We start from the raw sequence: 16,434 nt of genomic DNA, 5'->3' as shown, positions 1-16,434 counted from the left end.
GACCACCGAGCCACGCCAAGGGACCTCATGACCCACGACCACGACCTCGTGCTGCGCCCCACCGCCGCCCAGACCGAGGCCGCCCTCAACCCGCCCGCCGGGCGCAACGGCGGCGACCTCGTCGTCGAGACCCTCGCCGGGCTCGGCGCCACCACCGTCTTCGGCCTCCCCGGCCAGCACGCCCTCGGCATGTTCGACGCCCTGCGCCGCTCCGCCCTGCGCTACGTCGGCCTGCGCGTCGAGAACAACGCGGGCTTCGCCGCCGACGCGTACGGCCGCGTCACCGGCGAGGCGGCCCCGCTGCTGCTCTCCACCGGCCCCGGCGCCCTGATGTCGCTCGCCGCCCTCCAGGAGGCCGCCGCCGCCTCCGCGCCCGTCCTCGCCATCGGCAGCCAGGTCCCGGTCGCCGGGCTCGGCGGCGGCCGGCACGGCTATCTGCACGAGCTGCGCGACCAGCAGGCGTCCTTCCGGGACATCGTGAAGTCCGTCCACACCGTGCGCACCCAGTCCCAGATCCCGTCCGCGATCGCCGCCGCCTGGGAGTCCGCGCTCACCGCCCCGCACGGGCCCGTGTGGGTGGAGATCCCGCAGGACGTGCTCCTCGCCGAGACGGCGCTGCCCGTCGTCACCGCCATGGACGCCACGCCCGAGGAGGTCGTCCCGCGCCCCGAGCTGACGGCCGTCGCCGCCGACCTGCTGGCCCGCGCCGAGCGGCCCGCGGTCATCGCGGGCGGCGGAGTCGTCCGCGCCGACGCCTCCGGCAAGCTCCTCGCGCTCGCGGAGCGCCTGAACGCCCCCGTGGTCACCACCTTCGGCGGCAAGGGCGCCTTCCCCTGGGAGCACCCGCTGTCCCTCCAGTCCTGGCTGGAGGACCGGCACACCACCGACTTCCTGGAGGACGCGGACGTCCTCCTGGTGGTCGGCTCCGGCCTCGGCGAGCTGTCCTCGAACTACCACACCTTCGCCCCGCGCGGCCGGGTGATCCAGATCGAGGCCGACCCCGGGAAGCTGGAGTCCAACCACCCGGCCCTCGGCATCCACGCCGACGCCCGGCTCGCCCTCCAGGCCCTCCTGGAGACGGTCCCGGAGCGCCCCGACCCGACGGCGCCCGAGCGGGTCGCCGCCGTCCTCGGCAAGGTGCGGGAGCGGCTCGACGCCCAGGACCTGGGCCTGGAGCGGCGGATCGTGGACGCGGTCCGGGCGGCGCTGCCGGACACCGCGCCGAGCTTCTGGGACATGACGATCCTGGCGTACTGGGCCTGGTCCGCCTTCGACGCCCGCCACCCCAACACCATGCACTCCGCGCAGGGCGCCGGCGGCCTCGGCTACGGCTTCCCGGCGGCCCTCGGCGCGGCGGCGGCCGACCCGAGCCGCCCGGTCCTCGCGGTCTCCGGCGACGGCGGCGCCATGTACTCGATCGCGGAGCTGGCGACCGCGAGGCAGTACGGCCTCGACGTCACCTGGCTGATCGTCGACGACGGCGGCTACGGCATCCTGCGCGAGTACATGACGGACGCCTTCGGCGAGGCCACCGCCACCGAGCTGGCCCGGCCGGACTTCGTCGCCCTCGCCGCCTCCTTCGGCGTGCCGGGCACCCTGTCCTCCCCGGAGACCCTCACGGACGACCTCGCGGCGGCCCTGAAGACCCCCGGCCCCTCGGTCGTGGTCCTGCCGGCCCTGCTGCGCATGTTCGAGCCCACGCACCTGTGAGCCCCTCCCGCCACTTTGTTGCGGCGGGATGAAATCGCACGTCGCCCGCGTTGGCCCTTCCGGTAGAGCAGCACGGACGGGAGGCGCCACGTGGCGGCGGTGGGGCAGGGACAGACGGGGGAGCGGGGCTGGGCGCGCCGGCTGACCGGCTACGCGTGGCGCTACAAGGCGAACGTGGTGCTCGCGCTGGGGTCCTCCCTCGCGGGCATGGCGGTCCTCGCGCTCGTCCCCCTGATCACCAAGGTGATCATCGACGACGTGATCGGCGCGAAGAGCGGCTCGATCGGCCTGTGGACCGGGCTGCTCGTCGCCTCCGCCGTGGTCGTGTACGCGCTGACGTACGTGCGCCGCTACTACGGCGGGCGGCTCGCCCTCGACGTGCAGCACGACCTGCGCACCGAGATGTTCCGGACGATCACCCGGCTCGACGGGCGCCGCCAGGACGAGCTGTCCACCGGGCAGGTCATCGGCCGGGCCACCAGCGACCTCCAGCTGATCCAGGGCCTGCTCTTCATGCTCCCGATGACCATCGGGAACGTGCTGCTGTTCCTCATATCGCTCGCCGTGATGGCGGTGCTCTCGCCGCCGCTGACCCTCGTCGCCGTCGCCGTCGCCCCCGCCCTGTGGTGGATCGCCCGCCGCAGCCGCACCCGCCTCCACCCCGCCACCTGGTACGCGCAGGCGCAGGCCGCGAGCGTCGCCGGCGTCGTCGACGGGGCCGTCAGCGGCGTCCGCGTGGTCAAGGGCTTCGGCCAGGAGGACCAGGAGACCGGCAAGATCCGGGAGGCCGGGCGGAAGCTGTTCGCCGGGCGGCTGCGCACCATCCGGCTCAACGCGAAGTACACCCCCGCCCTCCAGGCGGTGCCCGCGCTCGGCCAGGTCGCGGTCCTCGCCCTCGGCGGCTGGCTTGCCTACCAGGGCCAGATCACCCTCGGCACCTTCGTCGCCTTCTCCTCCTACCTGGCGTCCCTGGTCGGCCCGGTCCGGATGCTCGCCATGGTGCTGACCGTCGGCCAGCAGGCGCGGGCCGGCGTGGAGCGGGTCCTGGAGCTGATCGACACCGAGCCGAGCCTGACGGACGGCACGAAGGAGCTCCCGGCCGACGAGCCCGTCGGCGTCGAGTTCGACGACGTGTCCTTCGCGTACCAGGACGGGCGCCCGGTCCTGGACGGCTTCTCGCTGGAGATCCGGCCCGGCGAGACCGTCGCCGTCGTCGGCGCCTCCGGCTCCGGCAAGTCCACCGTCTCGCTGCTGCTGCCCCGCTTCTACGACGTGACCCACGGCGCCGTCCTGGTCGGCGGGCGCGACGTGCGCGAGCTCACCCTCGACTCGCTGCGCGCCGCCGTCGGCCTGGTCCCCGAGGACAGCTTCCTGTTCTCCGACACCGTCCGCGCCAACATCGCGTACGGCGTCCCCGACGCCACCCGGGAGCAGATCGAGACGGCGGCCCGCGCCGCCCAGGCGGACCGTTTCATCGCCGAGCTGCCCGAGGGCTACGACACCAAGGTCGGCGAGCACGGCCTGACCCTCTCCGGCGGCCAGCGGCAGCGGATCGCGCTGGCCCGCGCGATCCTCACCGACCCCCGGCTGCTGCTCCTCGACGACGCCACCTCGGCCGTCGACGCCAAGGTCGAGCACGAGATCCACGAGGCCCTCAAGTCCGTCATGGCGGGCCGCACCACGCTGCTGATCGCGCACCGCCGCTCCACCCTCGGCCTCGCCGACCGGATCGCCGTCCTCGACGGGGGCCGGCTCGCCGACCTCGGCACCCACGAGGAGCTCGCGGAGCGCTCCGAGCTCTACCGGCGGCTGCTCACCGACCCCGACGAGCTGGGCGCCGTCTCGCCCGGCCACGCGCCGCCCGCCGAGGTGCCCGAGGACCGCACGCTGCGGGCCGAGCTGGACGCCGAGTTCGACGCCGAGCGGGGCATCACCCCCGCCCTGTGGGTGCGCGGGGAGACCGACGACCGGGACGCGCCGGCCCCCGGCGCCACCCCCGAGCTGCTGGCCGCCGTGGCCGCGCTGCCGCCCGCCGTGGACACCCCCGGCATCGACGAGGGCCGCGCCGTCGCCCCCGAGGAGTCGTACGGGCTGCGCCGGCTGCTGCGCGGCTTCGGCAGGCCGCTGCTGATCAGCCTCGGCCTGGTCGCCGTGGACGCGGGCGCCGGACTGCTGCTGCCGGTGCTCATCCGGCACGGCATCGACAAGGGCGTGAACCAGCTCGCGATCGGCGCCGTCTGGGCCGCCTCCGCGCTGGCGCTGCTGACGGTGCTGGTCCAGTGGGTGGCGCAGACCGCCGAGACCCGGATGACCGGGCGCACCGGCGAGCGGATCCTGTACGCGCTGCGGCTGAAGATCTTCGCGCAGCTCCAGCGGCTCGGCCTGGACTACTACGAGCGCGAGCTGACCGGCCGGATCATGACCCGGATGACCACGGACGTCGACGCGCTGTCCACGTTCCTCCAGACGGGCCTGGTCACCGCCTTCGTCTCGGTCGTCACCTTCTTCGGCATCATGGGCGTCCTGCTCGTCCTCGACGTCGAGCTGGCGCTGGTCGTCTTCGCGACGCTGCCGGTGCTGGCCGTCGCCACGTACTACTTCCGGCGCGCCAGCGTGAAGGCGTACGAGCTGGCCCGCGAGCGGATCAGCGGGGTCAACGCCGACCTCCAGGAGTCGGTGACGGGCCTGCGGATCGTGCAGGCGTTCCGGCGCGAGCGGGCGGGCGCGGAGCGCTTCACGGCCCGCAGCGTGGAGTACCGCGAGGCCCGGGTGCGCGGCCAGTGGCTGATATCCGTCTACTTCCCGTTCGTGACGCTGCTGTCCTCGGTGGCCGCGGCGGCCGTCCTGATCGTCGGGGCGAACCGGATCGAGGCGGGCTCGCTCACCACCGGCGCCCTGGTCGCCTATCTGCTCTACATCGACCTGTTCTTCGCCCCGGTGCAGCAGCTCTCCCAGGTCTTCGACGGCTACCAGCAGGCCGCGGTCTCGCTCAAGCGGATGCAGGAGCTGCTCCAGGAGCCGACCTCCACCGTCGCGGCGGACGCCCCGCTCGACGTGCTGTCGCTGCGCGGCGAGATCGCCTTCGAGGACGTGTCCTTCGCGTACGGGGGCGAGGCGGGCGACGCCGAGGAGACCGCGCTGACCGGCATCGACCTGCGCATTCCGGCGGGCCAGACGGTCGCGTTCGTCGGCGAGACGGGTGCGGGCAAGTCGACGCTGGTGAAGCTGGTGGCCCGCTTCTACGACCCGACGGGCGGCCGGGTCACCGCCGACGGCACCGACCTGCGCGACCTGGACCTCACCGCGTACCGGCACCGGCTGGGGGTCGTGCCGCAGGAGGCGTACCTGTTCGCCGGGACGGTCCGCGACGCCATCGCGTACGGCCGTCCGGACGCCGGCGACGCGCAGGTGGAGGCGGCGGCCCGCGCGGTCGGCGCCCACGACATGATCGCCACCCTGGACGGCGGCTATCTCCACGAGGTCGCCGAGCGTGGCCGGAACCTTTCGGCCGGCCAGCGCCAGCTGATCGCCCTGGCCCGCGCGGAGCTGGTCGACCCGGACGTGCTGCTCCTCGACGAGGCCACCGCCGCCCTGGACCTGGCCACCGAGGCGCAGGTCAACGCGGCCACCGACCGCCTCGCCGGCCGCCGCACCACCCTGGTGGTCGCCCACCGCCTCACCACGGCGGCGCGCGCCGACCGGGTGGTCGTGATGGACCACGGCCGGGTCGCCGAGGACGGCACCCACGAGGAGCTGCTGGCCCGGGACGGGGTGTACGCGGGGCTGTGGCGCACCTTCATCGGCGAGAACCCCGAGAGCCCCGAGAGCGCGGGGGACGCGGGCGAGCCGGAGCCGGAGCCGGTGCGGTAGGTCCTTCCGCTCCCGTGGGCCGGACGGTACGGGGGAGCGGGCACCAGCGGATCTGAGTACCCGGGCTCATGTGCCCGGGGCCCGGCGCGCGGTGTGATCGGGGCATGACCAACCCCGTCCCCGCCGCTCCCGCCCCCGCCACCCGCCGCCGGATCCACGTCTGGGCCCTGGTCTCGGCCGGTCTGCTGGTGCCCGCCACGATCCTCGCCGGGATCCTCGCGCTCACCGCCGAGAACGCCGGCCGCTGCGTCGGCTACGGCGAGGAGTGCGGCTCCAACCCGGGCTGGCTGTACACCGTGAGCCTGGTGGTCGCCCTCGTCGGCCTGGTCGTCGCGCTCGCCGCCTCCCGCGAGCGGGTCCGCCTGCTGGCCTTCCGCGTGCAGGTGGCCGCCGAGCTGGTCTTCCTGCTGCTGGTCGCCACGACCTTCGTCTAGGGCCTGCCGGTCGGCAACCGAACCGTCCAGGGCCCACCGGTCGGCAACCGAACGGCCCCCGGCCGCGTCGTAAGCGTGTACGACGAACGTAAGAGACGGATCCAGACGACCGGACGAGAACGTGAGGGAGGGGCGCGGATGCGCGGTGCGCGGCGGACCGGTGCGGGCCGGCGCCTGTCCGGCTATGTCCTCGCCCTGCTGCTCGCCGCCGGGACCCTGGTGGCCGTCGGCCCCGCCGCGGGCCCGGCCGAGGCGGCCTCCGTCTGCCACGGGCGCCCCACCCGGGTCCTCGGCTTCGCCACCGGCGAGCTGCGCCTCTTCCGCACCCGGCACTACGTCTGCGCGCTCGTCGTCGCCGCCCGGCCCGGCGTCCCGCGCGCCATGGCGGTCTCGCTCCAGCCGCGCGGCGGCCGGGCCGCCGTGACCTCGGGCCGCTTCGCCCGGCAGGCGGGCCCGGTCACGGTGCACGCCCTCAACCGCTGCGTGCGCGCGTCCGCCACGGTCGGCGGGCGGTCCGTCGCGACGGGCTGGATCCTGTGCTGAAGCGTATGTAATGCCCAACCGGGTCTGGCGGTCCGCACGTCGGCCCGGCTAGGTTCACGACACCGTTGTGAACCAAGGGGAGGGTGAATGCGTAAGTCGCTCAGATGGCTGGTGTCGCTTTCGGTGCTCATAGGCACCGTCGGATCCACGGGCGTGGCCACCGCCGCGGACACGGAGACCGGCAGCACCGCCGTCGCCGACGCGCAGAGCACGGACATCAAGGACCGCCTGCTGGCGATCCCCGGGATGAGCCTGATCGAGGAGAAGCCGTACGCCGGCTACCGCTACTTCGTCCTCAACTACGAGCAGCCGGTCGACCACCGCCGCCCGTGGGCCGGCACCTTCCAGCAGCGGATCTCGGTCCTGCACAAGGACTCGGACCGCCCCACCGTCTTCCGCACCAGCGGCTACGGGCTGAGCACCACCCCCAGCCGGGCCGAGCCGACCCGGATCGTCGACGGCAACCAGATCTCCATGGAGTACCGGTTCTTCACGCCGTCCCGGCCGCAGCCCGCCGACTGGTCGAAGCTGGACATCTGGCAGGCCGCCAGCGACCAGCACCGCATCTTCAACGCGCTGAAGCCGATCTACACCAAGAAGTGGCTCTCCACGGGCGCCTCCAAGGGCGGCATGACGGCCACCTACTACGAGCGCTTCTACCCGCGTGACATGGACGGCGTCGTCGCCTACGTGGCCCCCAACGACGTGGTGGAGAACGAGGACTCGGCCTACGACCGGTTCTTCGAGAAGGTCGGCACGAAGGACTGCCGCGACCGCCTGAACGCCATGCAGCGCGAGGCGCTGGTGCGCCGCGCCCCGCTGGAGAAGAAGTACGCGGACTGGGCGAAGACCGAGGGTGTCACCTTCAACACCATCGGCTCGGTCGACAAGGCGTACGAGGCCGTCGTCCTCGACTTCGTCTGGGGCTTCTGGCAGTACTACGGCCAGGACGTCTGCGACCAGATCCCGGACGCGAAGACCGCGACCGACGACGTCGTCTACGACACGATCGACGCCTACTCCGGCTGGTCCGCCTACACCGACCAGGGCCTGGAGGGCTACACGCCGTACTACTACCAGGCGGCGACCGAGCTCGGCTCGCCCAGCATCAAGCAGCCGCACCTGCGCGGTCTGACCCGCTACGGCTACCAGCCCGCGCGCAACTTCGTGCCGCGCGAGATCCCGATGAAGTTCAAGCCGTGGGTCATGCGGGACGTGGACCAGTGGGTCCGCAAGAACGCGAACCAGATGCTGTTCGTCTACGGCGGCAACGACCCGTGGGGCTCCGAGCCCTTCCACCTCGGCAAGGGCGCCCGCGACAGCTACGTGTACTACGCGCCGGGTGCCAACCACGGCGCCAACGTGGCCGGTCTGGTCGAGGCCGAGAAGGCCAAGGCCACCGCCCGCATCCTCGCCTGGGCCGGAGTCGACGCCCCGGCGGTCGCCGCGGCCAAGCCGCTGGCCCGCTTCGACGCCCGCATCGACAAGGCGGTCGACGAGGACGCGACCCGCGAGCACGGGCTGCGCCCGTAAGCCCGTAAGCCCGTAAGCCCGTAGGCCCGTAGGCCCGCAAGCCTTGTAGGCCCGTATACGCCGTGAGCCGGCACCCCGCCCGTACGGGGGGGTGCCGGCCCACGCCGTTGGTCAGCGAGCGGTGCTCATCGGCGATACGAGAGGCCGTAGCCCACCGGGTACAGCACCCGCTCCGGGTCCGCCGCGCTGCGCACCGCCACCGGCAGCCGGCCGCGTGGCCTCGCCCGGCCCGCGATCACCCGGACGGCGGCGCGCAGTTCGACGTCGGTCCAGGAGTACGCGGCGAGCGTGGCGCGCTGCCCGGTGGTGCGGGCCACGTCGTACGGGTTGCGCAGCGCGACCGTCACCACCGGCACCCCGGTCGCGGCGAGCCGCGCCAGCAGGGTGAGCTGGCTGCTCGTCGCGCTCAGGTTGTACGTGCCGACGACGACGACGTCCTGCCCGGCCGAGGCGGCCACCGCCTGCTCGATCAGCGCCGGGGTCGGGGTGATCCCGGTGGACAGCGCCCGCGCGGTGTACCCGAGTTCGGTGAACGCGGCGGCGAGGACGCCGGTCGGCGGCCCGGTGGTGCCGGACGGCGAGGCCGGGTCGGCGCCGACGACCAGCACCCGGGGATGGGTGCGGCGGCTCAGCGGGAGGAAGCCCTCCTCGTTGACCAGCAGCGTCGTGGTGCGCTCGGCGATCCGGTCGGCGTGCGCCAGATGGGCCCGGGTGCCGACCGTGCGGTCGACCCCGGCGGAGGAGACGTACGGCTCCTCGAAGAGGCCGAGGCGCCGCTTCAGCCGCAGGATGCGCAGGATCGATTCGTCGAGCCGCGCCTCGGTCAGCTCGCCGCCCTCGACGGCCTTCAGGACCGCGTGCCAGGCCACGGACAGGTCCGGCGGGTTGAGGAGCTGGTCGGCGCCCGCCTTGAGGGCGAGGACCGGGACCCGGTCGTCGCCGTACTTGGTGCGCACGCCCTCCATGCCGAGCGAGTCGGTGACCACCACGCCGTCGAAGCCGAGGCGTTCGCGCAGGATGCCGGTGAGGATCGGCCGGGAGAGGGTGGCGGGGTCGCCGCTGGGGTCGAGCGCGGGGACGACGATGTGCGCCGTCATGATCGACTCGATGCCGGCCCGGATCGCGGCCCGGAACGGCGGGGCGTCCACGGCCGCCCACTCCTCGGCGGTGTGGGTGATGACGGGCAGCCCGTTGTGGCTGTCGACGGCCGTGTCGCCGTGGCCGGGGAAGTGCTTGGCGGTGGCCGCGATCCCGGCCCCCTGGTAGCCCTTGACCTGGGCGGCGACGAGGGCGGCGACGGCCTCGGGGTCGGCGCCGAAGGAGCGGACGCCGATGACCGGGTTGGCCGGGTTGACGTTGACGTCGGCGACCGGCGCGTAGTCCTGCCGGATGCCGAGCGCGGCCAGTTCGGCGCCCGCGATCCGGCCGGCGGCGCGGGCGTCCTCGGCGGAGCCGCCGGCGCCGAGCGCCATGGCGCCGGGCAGCAGGGTGGCGGGCTTGCCGACGCGGGCGACGATCCCGTGCTCCTGGTCGGTGGAGACGAGCAGCGGGACCGGGGTGTCCTGGGCGAGGGCGGCCCGCTGGAGGCCGTTGGAGAGCCCGGCGATCTGGTGCGGGTCGCGGGTGTTGTGCGCCCAGGCGAAGTAGATGACGCCGCCGACGTGGTAGCGCTCGACGAGCTCGGCGCCGGTGCGGACGCCGATCTCCTTGAGGTTGGCGTCGATGTCGGCCTGGTCGGGGTCGGTGGCGGAGTGCCCGTACACCCGCATGACGAAGAGCTGGCCGACCTTCTCCGCGAGGGACATCCGGGCGATGAGCTCCCGGAGGCGGCGGTCGCCGCGGTCCCGCTCCTCGGCGGGGACGGGGGCGGGGGCGGGGGCGGCGTGGGCCGTGGGGACGGTCACGCCGGTGACGGCGGCGACGGCTGCCGCCGCCGTCACCGTGAGCAGGGTGCGACGGGACGGGGCGGGGGCGCGGTGGTGCAACTGTTGCTCCTTCCGGCCGTGCTGGGTGGGAGGAAGAGTGAAGGAAACTTCCAAGGAGCCACGGATAGCCGGAAAGTAACTGCCAGGTCAAGGACCCGCGCAAGAAACGCGTGAGGCGGACGGGACCGCTCAGGCGGCGGAGGCCACCTGGGGCCACAGCTCCTGGAGGGTGCGGACGGTCTCGGTGATCGCCGGCCGGCGCGCCGCCCCCGCCCGCCACAGCGCCCGCAGCCGCCGGGTCGGCACCGGGTCCAGGCGCACCGGGGCCACCTCCGGGGGCAACGGTCCGCGGCCCAGGCGCGGCACGAGCGCGACCCCGAGCCCGGCGGCGACCAGGGCGACCTGGGTGTGGTTCTCCTCCGCCTGATGGGCGATCAGCGGCTCGCAGCCGGTCGCCCGCAGGGTCCGCATCAGCCAGTCGTGGCACACCGTCCCCGGCGGCTGGGTGATCCAGCGCTCCCCGGTCAGCTCCTCGCGCCGCACCGCGTCGCGCGCGGCCAGCGGATGCCCGCGCGGCACGAGCACGTCGCAGCGGTCGTCGCCGATCACCTCCTGCTCCACGCCGGGCGGTACGGGGAGCGGGGCGATGTCCCAGTCGTGCGCGACGGCCAGGTCGATCACGCCCCGGGCGACCAGGTCCACGGAGAGGTGCGGGTCGACCTCCGACAGGCGCGCGTCCAGCTCGGGGTGGCGGCGGGCCAGGTCGGCGAGCGCGCGCGGCATCAGACCGCGCGCCGCGCTCGCGAAGCAGCCGATGGTGAGCCGCCCGGCGGGCAGCCCCCGGCGCTCCTCCAGGCGCACCTCGGCCGCCTCCACCAGCGACATCAACTGCTGGGCCGTGTCCGCGAGCTGGCGGGCGTCGTCGGTGAGCCGGACGCCCCGCCCGCTGCGTTCGAGGAGGGTCGTCCGGGTCTCCCGCTCCAGCTTGGCGATCTGCTGCGAGACGGCCGAGGGGGTGTAGCCGAGGGCGGTGGCGGCGGCGCCGACACTGCCGTGGACGGAGACGGCGTGCAGGGCGCGCAGACGTCCGAGATCGAGCATGACCCGGATCCTCTCTGTAGCAGTCCTTCATCCAACCATGAAGGAATCCGTGCTGGTGCTACATGGTTCGGCCGGGTGATCCTCATCGGTATGCGCCCCGCCCACTTCGCCCTCGCCGCCCTGGTCGCCGCCGTCTGGGGAGTCAACTTCGTCGTCATCGAGATCGGTCTCGACCACTTCCCGCCGCTGCTCTTCTCCGCCCTCCGCTTCCTCGTCGCCGCCCTCCCCGCGGTCTTCTTCGTCGGGCGCCCCAAGGTGGCGTGGAAGTGGATCGTCGGTGTCGGACTCGCCCTCGGCGTCGCCAAGTTCGGCCTGCTCTTCACCGGCATGAGCCTCGGCGCCCCGGCCGGCCTGTCCTCCCTGGTCCTCCAGGTGCAGGCCGTCTTCACCGCCCTCTTCGCCTTCCTCGCGCTCGGCGAACGGCCGGGCCGGATCAAGCTGCTGGGCATGGGTGTCGCCTTGGCGGGCATCGGCGTCGCCGCCGTGGACGAGGGCGCCTCGGGCGCCTCCTTCACCGGCTTCGCCCTGATCGTCGCCGCCGCCGTGTGCTGGGGCGTCTCCAACGTCCTCACCCGCAAGGCCGCCCCGCCCGACGCCCTCAACTTCATGGTCTGGGTCAGCACCGTCCCCGTCCTGCCGCTGCTCGCCCTCTCCCTCCTCCTCGAAGGCCCCGAGCGGGACCTCGCGGCGCTGCGCGGGCTGGACTGGACCGGCGCCGGGGTCATCGTCTACGTCGCCTGGATCACCACCGTCTTCGGCTTCGGCGCCTGGGGCTGGCTGCTGCGCCGCCACCCGGCCTCCTCGGTGGCCCCCTTCTCCCTGCTGGTCCCGGTCTTCGGGATGACCTCGGCCGCCCTCTTCCTCGGCGAGGGCGTCGGCCCGCTGCGCTGGTGCGCCGCCGCGCTCCTGGTCGGCGGCGTGGCCCTGGCCTCGGTGAACCTCGGCGCCCGCAGGGCCCCGGAAACGGCTGGCGCACGGTCGCCCGAGCCCCGTAACGTGCCCGCGCCGGTATCGGCACGGGTATCGGCACCGGCACCGGTATCGGCACCCGCCCCGGCGCCGTCCTCCTCATAGGCATCCCGGGCAGCGGCAAGAGCACGGCGACGGGCCTGACGACGGGGGAGTAGGGCCTCAGTCCTCGGCGCGGGGGAAGCCGCCGGTCTTCACGACGATCTCCCGCCCCTCCAGCGGCAGCACCAGGTCCTCGCCGAAGGGGACCTCGTACCGCTCGGTGTAGGTGCCGGTGCGGGAGGGGGAGGAGTGGACGGTGCAGACGTTCTCGGACGGGTCGATGATCACGTAGAGGGGGATCGCGCACTCCGCGTACATCCGGAGCTTCTTCTCGAAGTCGTTGTCCCGGGTGCTGAGCGAGATGATCTCCAGCACCGCCTCCAGGCTGTGCCACTCGAAGCGGCCCCGCTTGTTGCGCTCGGCGCCGGGGGCGACGATGGCGAGGTCGGGGGCGTAGCCGAAGAGGCTGGGGGGAAAGTCGATCATGACGTCCGAGAGGACCTTGCCCTGACCCGCGAGCTGCCTCTTGATCTGCGGGGCGGCCTCGATCAGGACATCGGACTGGTGCTCGCCCCGCGGCGTCATGATGATCTTTCCGTCCGTGATCTCTACGCGGAAGCCCTTGGGCAGCGGAATGCCCTCCAAGGCGTCCCAGGCGCTGGGAGCGTCCATCAGTACGGTCGCCATGTCATCCTCCATGTGCCGTCCGTCACCACGATAGCGGCCCGCTACCCCCGCGGCCGTCCCGTAGAGCCCCGGACCACCAGCTCCGCCGGGACCGGGGGCAGGCCCTCCGGCGGGGTGGCCTCCGCGCCCATCGCCAGGCGGCCCGCGCGCAGGCCCGCCTCGTGCAGGGGGAGCCGTACGGTCGTGAGGGCGGGGACCGCGTCCAGCGCGAACGGCAGGTCGTCGAAGCCCGCCACGGAGACGTCGTCCGGCACGCTCAGGCCCCGCTCCCGCAGCGCCGCGCACACGCCCAGGGCGACCGTGTCGTTCGCGGCGACCACGGCGGTCAGCGCCGGGTCGCGGCGCAGCAGTTCGGCGGTCGCCTCGTAGCCGGACGGGCGGTCGTAGCGGCCGTACACGGCCGGCCCCTCGGGCACCCCCGCCGCCGCCAGCGCCGCGCGGTGGCCCTCCAGGCGGTGCCGGGTCGTCGTCCGGTCGGCGGGCCCCGCCACGTAACCGATCCGCCGGTGCCCGAGCGCCAGCAGGTGCTCGGTGAGCAGCCGTCCGCCGGTCCGGTTGTCGAAGGCGAGCGTCGTGGCCGTCGTGTCCCCCGGCACCGGCGGCCGGCCGCACAGCACCACCCGGGTGCCCGCGTCCGCGAGCCGCGCCAGCTTGGCCGCCGTCGCCGCCAGGTGCGCCGGGTCCTCCAGGGTGCCGCCGGTGAGGATCACGGCGGCGGCCCGCTGGCGCTGGAGCAGGGTCAGGTAGGTGAGCTCGCGCTCGGGCGAGCCGCCGGTGTTGCAGACCACGGCCAGTTTCTCGCCGCCGCCGCGCCCCGAGCCGTGCTCGCCGATCGCGCTCTGCGCCGCCCCGGCGAGGATCCCGAAGAAGGGGTCGGCGATGTCGTTGACCAGGATCCCGACCAGGTCGGAGGTGGCGGCGGCGAGCGAGCTCGCGGGCCCGTTGGGGACGTAGTCCAGCTCCTCGACCGCGCGCAGCACCCGCTCCCGGGTGGCGGCGGCGACCGGGTAGTTGCCGTTGAGGACGCGCGAGACGGTCGCCGGGGAGACGCCCGCGCGATCGGCCACGTCCGCCAGGGTGACGGTCATCGCGTTCGTACCTCCAGGGCCTTGTCGGCGGTGATGTCGGCAGGCTAGCGTCACCGCCTGTAGAAAGCGCTTTCTATGCAGGTCCGGGGCGACCGTACGGGGCCGGGGAAGCGCGGCACAGCCGTGCCGGTGAGCAGGGGAGAGGGCAGCGCCGTGACATCCACCCGCAGAACCATCCGGATCGCCATGAACGGCGTCACCGGCCGCATGGGCACCCGCCAGCACCTCGTCCGCTCCCTCCTCGCCCTGCGCGAACAGGGCGGCCTCGACCTCGGCGACGGGCGCGTCCTGTGGCCCGAACCGGTCCTCGTCGGCCGCCGCGAGCCCGCCCTGCGCGCCCTCGCCGAGCGGTACGGCCTCGCCGACTGGTCCACCGACCTCGACGCCGTCCTCGCCGACGACACCGTCGAGGTCTACTTCGACGCCCAGGTCACCGCCGCCCGCCCCGACGCGCTCCGCAGGGCCATCGCCGCCGGCAAGCACGTCTACACCGAGAAGCCCACCGCCGGCGGCCTCGCCGAGGCCCTGGAGCTCGCCCGGCTCGCCCGCGCCGCCGGCGTCCGCCACGGCGTCGTCCAGGACAAGCTCTTCCTCCCCGGGCTGCGCAAGCTCAAGCGCCTGGTCGACGGCGGCTTCTTCGGCGAGATCCTGTCCGTACGGGGCGAGTTCGGCTACTGGGTCTTCGAGGGCGACTGGCAGGAGGCCCAGCGCCCGAGCTGGAACTACCGCGCGGAGGACGGCGGCGGCATCGTCCTGGACATGTTCCCGCACTGGGAGTACGTGCTCCACGAGCTCTTCGGCCGGGTCACCACCGTCACCGCCCACGTCGCCACCCACGTCCCGCGCCGTTGGGACGAGCGGGGCGCGCCGTACGCGGCGACCGCCGACGACGCCGCGTACGGCATCTTCGGGCTGGCGGGCGGCGCCGTCGCCCAGATCAACTCCTCCTGGGCGGTCCGCGTCCATCGCGACGAACTCGTCGAGTTCCAGGTCGACGGCACCCACGGCTCCGCCGTCGCGGGACTGCGCGGCTGCCGCGTCCAGCACCGCTCGGCCACGCCCAAGCCGGTCTGGAACCCCGACCTCCCGCTCGGCGCCGGGGATTCCTTCCGCTCGCAGTGGAACGAAGTCCCGGACAACGCCGAGTTCGACAACGCCTTCAAGACCCAGTGGGAGCTCTTCCTGCGCCATGTCGTCCTCGGCGAGCCCTACCACTGGGACCTCCTCGCGGGCGCCCGGGGCGTCCAGCTCGCTGAACTGGGCCTCCGCTCCGCCGCCGAGGGCCGCCGCCTGGACGTCCCGGAGGTGACCCTGTGACCGAAGGCCCGGGAGACCCCGGAGCACCCGGAGCACCCGGAGCACGCCGTACGGGTACGGGGGCCGCGCCTGCCGCTCGTACCGTCTCCGCTTCCCGTACCGTCCCCGCCTCCCGTACCGTCTCCGCTTCCCGTACCGTCTTCGCCGCCGCGCACGTCGTCGTCGATCCGTGCGCCGACACCAGCCCGGACGGCCCCGCCGCCGTCGACTGGGACGCCACCCTCGCCTTCCGGCGGCACCTCTGGGCGCACGGACTCGGCGTCGCCGAGGCGATGGACACCGCGCAGCGCGGCATGGGACTCGACTGGGCGGGGGCCGCCGAGCTCATCCGCCGCTCCGCCGCCGAGGCGAGGGCCGTCGGCGGCCGGATCGTCTGCGGGGCGGGCACCGACCAGCTCACCGGCCCCGCCGGACTCCCGGCGGTCGCCGCCGCGTACGAGGAGCAGCTCGCCCTCGTCGAGGACACCGGCTCCCGGGCCGTCCTCATGGCCTCCCGCGCGCTCGCCTCCGCCGCCGCCTCGGCGGAGGACTACCTCGACGTCTACGGGCGCCTGATCCGCCAGGCGCGCGAGCCGGTGATCCTGCACTGGCTCGGCCCGATGTTCGACCCCGCCCTCACCGGCTACTGGGGCTCGGCGGACCTCGACACCGCGACCGGGACCCTTCTGGAGCTCGTCGCCGCCCACCCCGGCAAGGTCGACGGCGTCAAGGTCTCCCTCCTCGACGCGGGCCGCGAGGTCGCGCTGCGCCGCCGCCTCCCGGCGGGCGTCCGCTGCTACACCGGCGACGACTTCCACTACCCCGAGCTCGTCGAGGGCGACGCGCACGGCTTCAGCGACGCCCTGCTCGGCGTGTTCGACCCGCTCGCCCCACGGGCCGCCGAGGCGCTGCGGCACCTCGACGCGGGCGACCCCGAGGGCTTCCGCGCCGTCCTCGACCCGACCGTCCCGCTCGCCCGCCACCTCTTCGAGGCCCCGACCCGCCACTACAAGACGGGCGTCGTCCTCCTCGCCTGGCTGGCCGGCCACCAGGACCACTTCACGATGGCGGGCGGCCTCCAGTCCGCCCGCTCCCTGCCGCACCTCGTCCGCGCCCACGAACTCGCGGCCGAGCTGGGCCTGTTCCCCGACCCGGAGCTCGCCGCCGCCCGGATGCGCTCCCTGCTCGCCGTGTACGGGGCGGCCCGGTGAACCGCGACCGGCTCTCCCTCAACCA

12 protein-coding genes are annotated in these 16,434 nt (G+C 74.0%); 8 read left to right on the top strand and 4 right to left on the bottom strand.

Features of this window, described 5'->3' with window-relative positions; translation table 11 throughout:
* Positions 1-27: 27 nt before the first annotated feature.
* From AB0C99_RS22780 to AB0C99_RS22760, 5 genes are all read left to right on the top strand, one after another.
* Positions 28-1,710: a thiamine pyrophosphate-binding protein gene (locus tag AB0C99_RS22780; protein WP_362477857.1), complete on the top strand. Its 1,683-nt coding sequence runs from the start codon at positions 28-30 to the stop codon at positions 1,708-1,710.
* Positions 1,711-1,800: 90 nt separating this feature from the next.
* Positions 1,801-5,580 (top strand): ABC transporter ATP-binding protein, encoded by a 3,780-nt coding sequence (locus AB0C99_RS22775; protein WP_362477855.1) that lies wholly within the window; start codon positions 1,801-1,803, stop codon positions 5,578-5,580.
* 104 nt (positions 5,581-5,684) lie between these two features.
* Positions 5,685-6,014 carry a hypothetical protein gene (locus AB0C99_RS22770; protein WP_362477852.1) on the top strand — a complete coding sequence of 110 codons (330 nt, stop codon included), beginning with the start codon at positions 5,685-5,687 and terminating at the stop codon, positions 6,012-6,014.
* A 138-nt stretch (positions 6,015-6,152) separates the two neighbouring features.
* Positions 6,153-6,557 (top strand): hypothetical protein, encoded by a 405-nt coding sequence (locus AB0C99_RS22765; RefSeq protein ID WP_362477850.1) that lies wholly within the window; start codon positions 6,153-6,155, stop codon positions 6,555-6,557.
* 87 nt (positions 6,558-6,644) lie between these two features.
* Positions 6,645-8,090, top strand: coding sequence for an aminopeptidase (locus AB0C99_RS22760; RefSeq protein WP_362477848.1), 1,446 nt, complete (start codon positions 6,645-6,647; stop codon positions 8,088-8,090).
* A gap of 125 nt (positions 8,091-8,215) precedes the next feature.
* Here AB0C99_RS22760 and AB0C99_RS22755 read toward each other — a convergent pair whose 3' ends face one another.
* Positions 8,216-10,075, bottom strand: a complete 1,860-nt coding sequence (locus AB0C99_RS22755; RefSeq protein ID WP_362477845.1) for a glycoside hydrolase family 3 protein — start codon at positions 10,073-10,075, stop codon at positions 8,216-8,218.
* Positions 10,076-10,204: 129 nt separating this feature from the next.
* On the bottom strand, positions 10,205-11,116 hold the full coding sequence (locus tag AB0C99_RS22750; RefSeq protein ID WP_362477842.1) for a LysR family transcriptional regulator: 912 nt from the start codon (positions 11,114-11,116) through the stop codon (positions 10,205-10,207).
* A 90-nt stretch (positions 11,117-11,206) separates the two neighbouring features.
* On the opposite strand from AB0C99_RS22750, the gene AB0C99_RS22745 reads away from it, so the two are divergent.
* Positions 11,207-12,190 carry an EamA family transporter gene (locus AB0C99_RS22745; RefSeq protein ID WP_362477839.1) on the top strand — a complete coding sequence of 328 codons (984 nt, stop codon included), beginning with the start codon at positions 11,207-11,209 and terminating at the stop codon, positions 12,188-12,190.
* Between the two features lie 57 nt (positions 12,191-12,247).
* On the opposite strand, the gene AB0C99_RS22740 is transcribed toward AB0C99_RS22745, so the two are convergent.
* Positions 12,248-12,814 (bottom strand): Uma2 family endonuclease, encoded by a 567-nt coding sequence (locus AB0C99_RS22740; protein ID WP_362477836.1) that lies wholly within the window; start codon positions 12,812-12,814, stop codon positions 12,248-12,250.
* Between the two features lie 41 nt (positions 12,815-12,855).
* Positions 12,856-13,902 (bottom strand): LacI family DNA-binding transcriptional regulator, encoded by a 1,047-nt coding sequence (locus tag AB0C99_RS22735; protein ID WP_362477833.1) that lies wholly within the window; start codon positions 13,900-13,902, stop codon positions 12,856-12,858.
* Positions 13,903-14,088: 186 nt separating this feature from the next.
* Between AB0C99_RS22735 and AB0C99_RS22730 the strand changes: the two genes are divergently transcribed.
* Together AB0C99_RS22730 and AB0C99_RS22725 are read left to right on the top strand one after the other, a co-directional pair.
* Positions 14,089-15,219 carry a Gfo/Idh/MocA family oxidoreductase gene (locus AB0C99_RS22730; RefSeq protein ID WP_362477916.1) on the top strand — a complete coding sequence of 377 codons (1,131 nt, stop codon included), beginning with the start codon at positions 14,089-14,091 and terminating at the stop codon, positions 15,217-15,219.
* On the top strand, positions 15,216-16,409 hold the full coding sequence (locus tag AB0C99_RS22725; RefSeq protein ID WP_362477831.1) for a dihydrodipicolinate synthase family protein: 1,194 nt from the start codon (positions 15,216-15,218) through the stop codon (positions 16,407-16,409). The genes AB0C99_RS22730 and AB0C99_RS22725 overlap by 4 nt, the downstream gene beginning before the upstream one ends.
* Positions 16,410-16,434: the final 25 nt, after the last annotated feature.

The sequence above is a fragment of the Streptomyces sp. NPDC048659 genome, assembly GCF_040650575.1.
In the GTDB taxonomy this organism is placed as follows: Bacteria; Actinomycetota; Actinomycetes; order Streptomycetales; family Streptomycetaceae; genus Streptomyces.
Note: the sequence above shows the minus strand (reverse complement) of the source record. Positions and strands in the feature narration are given on the sequence as shown.

Bases quoted from the DNA above. Each gene is read 5' to 3' on its own strand.
- AB0C99_RS22780 (WP_362477857.1), top strand. From the start codon at position 28: ATGACCCACGACCACGACCTCGTGCTGCGCCCCACCGCCGCCCAGACC.
- AB0C99_RS22770 (WP_362477852.1), top strand. From the start codon at position 5,685: ATGACCAACCCCGTCCCCGCCGCTCCCGCCCCCGCCACCCGCCGCCGG.
- AB0C99_RS22765 (WP_362477850.1), top strand. From the start codon at position 6,153: ATGCGCGGTGCGCGGCGGACCGGTGCGGGCCGGCGCCTGTCCGGCTAT.
- AB0C99_RS22760 (WP_362477848.1), top strand. From the start codon at position 6,645: ATGCGTAAGTCGCTCAGATGGCTGGTGTCGCTTTCGGTGCTCATAGGC.
- AB0C99_RS22750 (WP_362477842.1), bottom strand. From the start codon at position 11,116: ATGCTCGATCTCGGACGTCTGCGCGCCCTGCACGCCGTCTCCGTCCAC.
- AB0C99_RS22745 (WP_362477839.1), top strand. From the start codon at position 11,207: ATGCGCCCCGCCCACTTCGCCCTCGCCGCCCTGGTCGCCGCCGTCTGG.
- AB0C99_RS22740 (WP_362477836.1), bottom strand. From the start codon at position 12,814: ATGGCGACCGTACTGATGGACGCTCCCAGCGCCTGGGACGCCTTGGAG.
- AB0C99_RS22735 (WP_362477833.1), bottom strand. From the start codon at position 13,902: ATGACCGTCACCCTGGCGGACGTGGCCGATCGCGCGGGCGTCTCCCCG.
- AB0C99_RS22730 (WP_362477916.1), top strand. From the start codon at position 14,089: ATGAACGGCGTCACCGGCCGCATGGGCACCCGCCAGCACCTCGTCCGC.